Raw genomic sequence first — 8,015 nt, 5'->3', positions numbered from 1 at the left:
CAATGGGAGTAGCTGGAGACTTGTATATTGGAGGAGAATGTCTTGCAGAAGGCTATGCAAATGACTTAAAGCAGACAAATGAAAGGTTTATAGCAAATCCATTTGTACAAGAGGGAAATGAAAAGATATATAAAACAGGGGATATGGCTAGATGGATGCAAGATGGCAATATGGAATTCTTAGGAAGAAAAGACCATCAAGTTAAAATAAGAGGCTATAGAATTGAAATTGGAGAAATAGAATATCAATTATTAAAACATGAATCTATAGAAGAAGTTTTTGTTATAGCAAGGGAAGATGAAGGAAAAAATAAATATCTTTGTGCATATATAGTGGCAAAAGAAGAATTAACTGTAGCAGAATTAAGAAAATATCTAGGAGATTTATTACCAATATATATGATCCCTTCATATTTCATACAAATTGATAAAATGCCTATAACAAGTAATGGAAAAGTGGACAGAAAAGTGCTTCCTATGCCAGATGGAAGTATAAATACAGGAAAAACTTATGAAGAAGCTACAAATGAAATAGAAAGAAATTTAGTAAGCTTATGGAATGAAGTTTTAGGAATAAGTAGGATAGGGATTAATGATAATTTCTTTGATCTTGGAGGGGATTCAATAAAAGCAATACAAATAGTATCTCGTATGAACACAATAAATTTAAAAATAGAAATAAAAGATTTGCTTAAAAATCCTACAATAAAGGAAATATCTAAGAAAGTAAAAGTAGTTAATAAACAGATAAAGCAAGATACTGTAAGTGGACAAGTACCTCTAACTCCAATACAAAAATGGTATTTAGAGCAGAAAACAGAAGATATAAACCATTTTAATCAAGCTGTTATGCTATATAGTGAAAATGAATTTGATCCAAATGTTATTAAAAAAGTGTTTAAAAAGATAATTGAGCATCATGATGTTCTAAGAATGAAATATACAAAAGATGAAAATGGAGTATTACAGTATTGTAATCATATAGAAGAAACTGAAATAGACATTATAGAAAAAGATTTGAGAGATAATTTGAATTTTGAACAAGTAATGGAAGAAGAAGCAAATAAACTACATAAAAATATAAACTTAAGTAATGGCCCATTATTTGCATTAGAAATTTTCAAAACAGATAAAGGAGAATATTTGCTAATTGGTATTCATCACATGGTAGTAGATGGAATATCATGGAGAATACTATTGGAAGATTTAGCTTCAGGGTATAAACAGGAATTGTGCAATGAAGAGATAAAATTTCCAAGGAAAACAAATTCTTATAAAGAATGGGCTGAAAAGCTTGAACTTTATGCAAATAGTCAAAAAGCATTAAAAGAAATAAGCTATTGGACATCTATAGAAAATATGTATGTTGAGCCTTTACCAAAAGATAAAATCATAGAGAAAAATATGGTGCTGGACAATAAAGTAGTTCAAGTTTCGTTAACAGAGGAAAAAACTAAACAGTTATTGAGGGATGTAAATAAGGCTTATAATACAGAAATAAATGATATATTAATAACTGCTTTATGTTTCACAGTGAAGAATTGGACAGGAAAAAATAATGTACTTATAAATTTAGAAGGCCATGGAAGAGAAGAAATAATAGAAGATATAGATATTACAAGAACAATAGGATGGTTTACATCAATGTATCCTGTAGTATTTGATATGTCAAAATCAGAAGAAATAGCATATCAAATAAAAAAAATAAAAGAAACTTTAAGAAATGTTCCTAATAAGGGAATAGGATATGGCATATTGAAGTACTTAACAAAAGCTGAAAATAAACAAGAAAATGATTTTAATAAAAAAGTTGAGATATGTTTCAATTATTTAGGACAGTTTGATATTCAAGAAGATTCACCAATATTTAGTATTTCTTCTATGTCTACAGGACAAGCTATAAGCGAAAAACTAGAAAAAGAACATTCTATTGAGATAAATGGAAAAGTATCACAAGGTAAATTGATACTAGAGATTAGCTACAATAAAAATGAATACAATGAAGAAACAATAAATATCTTTGCAAATAATTATATAAGTAATTTAGAAAATATATTAGCTCATTGTTTAGATAAAGATACAGTTGAATTAACTCCAAGTGATTTTGGTGATGATGATATGCTTTCAATTGAAGAACTAGATTTTATAAATGATTTATTTGATTAATTTATATGAAGAAGGAGATGTATTAATTGAGAAAAAATAATAAAATTCAAAAAATATATTCATTAACACCAATGCAAGAGGGAATGTTATTTCATGCTATGGATAATAAAAGCTCAAGCGTGTATTTTGAGCAAATTGTGCTTAATTTAGATGGTTATATCGATATAGAAGTATTACAAAAAAGTTTTAACATATTGCTTCAGAGATATGATATTTTAAGAACAGCTATTGTATATGAAAAGATTGAAAAACCAAAGCAAGTTGTATTAGCAGAAAGAGCTTCAGATATAACTTTTAAAGATATATCAAATCTAGAAGAAGAAGAAAAAAAGACTTATATAGAAGAATTTAAAAAAGCTGATATTAAACGAGGGTTTAATCTAACCAAAGATACCCTTATAAGAATATCAGTAATAAAGAAAGATTCTAATTCATTTAGTTTAGCATTAAGTTTTCACCATATTATAATGGATGGATGGTGTTTAGGGATTGTATTTAAAGAATTATTTCAAATATATGTAAGTCTAAAAGAAAATAAAGATTTAGAAGAGAAAGAAATTTATCCATACAATGATTATATACAATGGTTCTATAAACAAAATAAAGAGGAAGCAATTGAATATTGGAATAAGTATCTTGAAGGTCTTGAAAAAGAAACTATAGTTCCTAATTTTTCAAATAGTGTTGACAAAAAACAATATGTATTAAAAGAGCATATATTTGAAATGGAAGAAAACCTTACAGATAAGTTAAAATTAATTGCAAAAGAAAATAAAGTAACAGTAAATACTGTTTTTCAATCACTGTGGGGGATAGTTCTGCAAAAGTATAATAATACTAAAGATATTGTATTTGGTTCTGTAGTATCTGGTAGACCTCCTGAAATAAAAGGAATTGAAGAAATGGTAGGACTATTTGTAAATACCATTCCAGTTAGAATAAATTGTGATAAAGAAATGAATTTCATAGAATTAATAAAGAAAATTCATGAAGAATCAACTTCCTCAACTGGTTATCATTATGTTCCATTATCAGAAATACAGTCAAATACAGATTTAAAGCATAATCTTATAAATCATTTAGTAGGTTTTGAAAATTATCCTTTACAAGATGATATTAATAGTTTCTTTGGAAACAAAGATTTATTAGGATTTAAAGTTGCTGATATTGATATATATGAACAAATAAATTATGACTTTAATATAATTGTAGTTCCAGGAGATAAGTTAAAGATTCGTCTTAGCTACAATGAAACTGTTTATAAAAAAGAAGATATAAAAAATATAGAAGATCATATGAAACAAGTTTTATCTGAAATCATTGAAAATCCTGAAGTAAAAATAAGGGATATAGGAATTGTAACAGAGGAAGAAAAACAAAAAATATTATTTGATTTCAATAATATAGAGAATTTATATCCTAAAGATAAAACAATTCATGAATTATTTATAGAGCAAGTTAATAGAACTCCTAATAAGGCTGCAGTTGTATTTAAAGGAATTGAATTTACATATAAAGAAATAGATGAAAAGTCAAATAGATTAGCCAATTATATTAAAAAACAGGAAAATGAAAAGTCTGATTTTTTAATAGGTGTCTTAATGGATAGTAGTGAAAAAATGCTTATTTCAATATTAGGTATATTGAAAGCAGGAGGAGCTTATGTTCCAATTGATCCAGAATATCCAGAGGAAAGAATAAAATATATAATTGATGATGCTAAAATAAAGCTAATGCTATCAACCACAGAACATATAAGGGTATTAAATAGACTTCAGTGGGAATGTGAAACATTTGATACATATATATGTTTAGACAAAGAAAATGTGTATGAAGCTGAAGAAAAGGAAGAAAATGAGTTAATGAATACACGACTTTGGCAACAGGTAGCAGATAGTGCAAATGACGATATAGAAGGTGGCGGATGGAAAAATAGTTACACTGGTGAAGATCTAAGCAGAGAAGAAATGGATGAATACTCAAGTAATATATTTAAAAAGCTTAAGCCATATTTGAATAAAAATGTAAGAGTGTTAGAAGTAGGTTGTGCATCAGGTTTAAGTATGTTTAAAATAGCTCCATTAGTAAATATGTATTATGGGACAGACCTTTCTTATAATATTATAGAGAAAAATAAAAAGAGGGTAAAAGAAGAACAAATATCAAATATCAAATTAGCATGCCTTCAAGCAGGAGAGATAGATCAACTTGAAGATGATAATTTTGATATTGTAATTATAAATAGTGTAATACAATGTTTTCATGGACATAACTATTTAAGAAAAGTAATAGATAAAGTAGTAGATAAGATAGGAGAAAAAGGAATTCTATTTATTGGTGATGTAATGGATCAGGATTTAAAATCAAATTTAATTGAATCGTTAATAGAATTTAAGGATACCCATTCAAATTTAAATTATAGAACAAAAACTGATTTCTCAAATGAACTTTTTGTTTCAAGAAGCTTCTTTGAAGATATAGTTATAGATGTTAAAGAAGTGAAAAGTGTAAAGTTTACTGATAAAATACATACAATTGAAAATGAATTAACTAAATTTAGATATGATGCCTTGTTTGAAATTGACAAAAAAGTGGACAATAAAATTGTAGCTAAAAAACATAAATGTCAGCTAGGTAGAGGTATTTTAGAAGAATATAGTGAAAATTATACTAAATCTTTAGCTAAATCTAGTGATTTAGCATATGTAATTTATACATCAGGAACTACAGGTAATCCTAAAGGAGTAATGATAGAACATAGGTCTTTAGTTAATTTATGTTTTTGGCATAATGAATATTTTCAAGTAACTGAAAATGATAGAAGTACAAAATATGCAGGGGTTGGTTTTGATGCTTCTGTGTGGGAAATGTTCCCTTACATCATTTCAGGAGCTACTATTTATATAATTGAAAATAATATAAAATTGGATATAAAAAAATTAGAACAATTTTATAATGATAATTCTATTACTATAAGCTTTTTGCCAACTCAAATTTGTGAGCAACTTATGGAAGAATGTAATTTTAAAAGTTTAAGAAAAGCTCTAGCTGGAGGAGATAAGTTAAAGAAATATTTCAATAAAGAATATGATTTGATTAACAATTATGGACCTACAGAAAATACAGTAGTTACAACAAGTTTCGTTGTGGATGGAAAGTATGAAAACATTCCAATAGGAAAACCTGTGTCAAATTCTAAAATATATATTTTAGATAAAGATGAAAATTTACAACCAGTTGGAATACCAGGAGAACTTTGTATTTCAGGAACTGGGTTAGCAAGAGGATATGTTAATAATTTATCTTTAACAAAAGAGAAGTTTGTAGAAAATCCATTTGAAAATGGAGAAAGAATATATAAATCTGGAGATTTGGCAAGATGGTTACCAGATGGGAATATAGAGTTTTTAGGTAGAATAGATAATCAGGTAAAAATCAGAGGATTTAGAATAGAACTAGAGGAAATAGAAAGTCAAATTCTAAAATATGAAAAAGTAAAAGAAGTTGCACTTGTAGTAAAGGAAACAGGAAATGAAGATAAAAGCATTTATACATATATAGTTTCGGATGAAAAAATACAAGTTCAGCATTTAAAAGAGTTTTTATCAAAAACATTACCATATTATATGATTCCAGCATATTTTATACAAATTGATGATATGCCAATAAATGCAAATGGAAAAATAGATAAAAAAGCTTTATCTAAATTAGCTAATAATGTAAATGAAAAAATATCTTTTGAGTCACCTCGAAATGAATTAGAGGAAAAACTTGCAAATATATTGAAAGAAGTATTAGGAATAAGCAATGTTGGAATAAATGAAGATTTTTTTGAGCTAGGAGGAGACTCATTAAAAGCAATAAGATTTGTCTTAAAATGTGAGCAAATTGGAATGAGCTTGAAAATAAATGATATATTCCAATATTCAAGTATAAAAAAGATTTCTGAATACTTGGGAATTTTAGGCGATGAGAATGGCTTGATAAATGATGTTGAGAAAGCTTCAAAAGCTATAACAGATAAATTTACAGTTAGAAATAAATTTATAAAGTATAATGTTGAAGAAAAAGAATATTATGTTTTATTTATAGATAATTCAAAAACAGTAGAGTTAAATGAAATAACTAAATTTATAAAAGAAAAAATGCATAAAAGCATATATCCTCATTATATAAGAGCTATATCTATGATGCAGTTATCTGAAAAAATATCTATGCAAATGGATCCAATGCAATTTTCAGAAAGCATAAATTTAAAAAATGAACTTTTAATAGAAAAAAGTAAAGAGTTAATGGAGAAAGTGGAACAAGAAGAATCTAAGTTTAATGATGCTGTACTTACACAAGACATATTAAAAAGATATGAGATTGCTCCTTGTCAAGAATTTCATATAAAGTACTCAGAAAAATCTGGTATTGCAATTAGAATTGAACGTTATTTAGATATGAATATTCTAGAAAAAGCAATATTACATTTGGTTTCAAAACAAGGATTATTGAGAAGTATATTAGTAAAAGAAAAAGAAGAATATTTCTGGGAAGAATATAGTGTCCCAGAAAAACTTTCAATACCTTATGTGGATTTATCTGAATTTGCATTAGATTTTAACAGTAAGTTTTTAAAAGATAGTATAGAACAATATTTTATAAAAGGATATAAAAAAGAAAATTCTCTTTTATATAAAATGTTATTGGTAAGAGAAAACTTAAAAGATTACCTTTTAGTTTTACCTTTTTCGCATGCTATATTTGATGCCATGAGTAGTGAGATTATATCAAGAAAGATATTTGAATATTACGATATTCTTGAAAGTGGCCAAGATATTAATGATGTAGAAATTGAGAGTTATGAACGTTATGTAGAGCAAGTAAGAGGGGGAGCACAATCTATTACAGAAGAAGAAATAATAGATGCTTTTGAACTAAAAGAATTTGAAAAGTATTTATCAAAAATAGAAGAAACATCTCCAGAATATGAGCCATCGAAAATAGCAGCGTTTAATTATGATATAAACTTAGGTGGTATGGAAAAGACTAACTCTGAATTTGATCCTTCAGCAGTATCATTAGAACTTGTGAATCGAGTTTGTAAAAAGCACTTTGGGATTTCTAAAGTTCCAATATATATGATAGGGTATGGAAGAAAATATAAAGAAAAAACATACTTTAATACAATTGGGGAATTTATTGATTTAATACCTATATTGGGATATGAAGATGACAAAGATAATAGAGGAGTTATGGAAAAAGCCAAAGATAAAGTAAATATATCATCAAAACATGGAATTAACTTTTTTAATTTCTTATTTGGGAAAGAAAGCTTAGAAAATAAGAAAGTACAATACCTTATGAAAAATCACTCTTTAGAAAAGTCCATAATTTTCAATTTTCAAGGTAAATTTAAAAAAGATGAAGACGAGTTTATGAAAAATTTAATTTTAGAAAATAATAATGAAATGCTTGGATTTATTCCAAGAATTCAGTTTAATGCAAGATGTTATGATGATATGCTTAGAATATCAGTATTTTTAAATTTTGATAAAGAAGAAGAAAAAATTAAAAATTTATTTACTGAAGAGTTAAAAAGTAGCATGTTCTAATTTGAAATTCTAAAAACAAAGAATTAAATATAATATATTCTTGATTGTTCAGCATAGTCATAGTTTCCTTTTTATAAGTTTTTAGTTAATTTACTTATATTTTAAGGATTGGCTATGCTTTTTTAGCCAGAAGTTTACCAGAAATTTAAAATAAGATGACGTGTTATTGAAGTGAGGTTTTTAGAACTCGCATTATTTTAGCATATTCTGAAGAATATTACCATATATATGGTTTGGAATATTACCATAT

Annotated in this window: 2 protein-coding genes; both read left to right on the top strand. The window is 26.5% G+C overall.

Translation table 11 applies throughout. The features are described from left to right. A partial coding sequence (locus FAY47_RS06190) for a condensation domain-containing protein (protein WP_143315728.1) occupies nucleotides 1-2,165 on the top strand: 2,165 nt, incomplete at its 5' end. 26 nt (nucleotides 2,166-2,191) lie between these two features. Continuing rightward, a complete protein-coding gene (locus tag FAY47_RS06185) occupies nucleotides 2,192-7,765 on the top strand; it encodes a condensation domain-containing protein (RefSeq protein ID WP_143315726.1) in 5,574 nt (1,857 codons plus the stop codon). The last annotated feature ends 250 nt before the right edge of the window (nucleotides 7,766-8,015 follow it).

The organism is Clostridium sp. HBUAS56017, from assembly GCF_007115085.1.
Taxonomy (GTDB): domain Bacteria; phylum Bacillota; class Clostridia; order Clostridiales; family Clostridiaceae; genus Clostridium; species Clostridium cibarium.
Note: the sequence above shows the minus strand (reverse complement) of the source record. Positions and strands in the feature narration are given on the sequence as shown.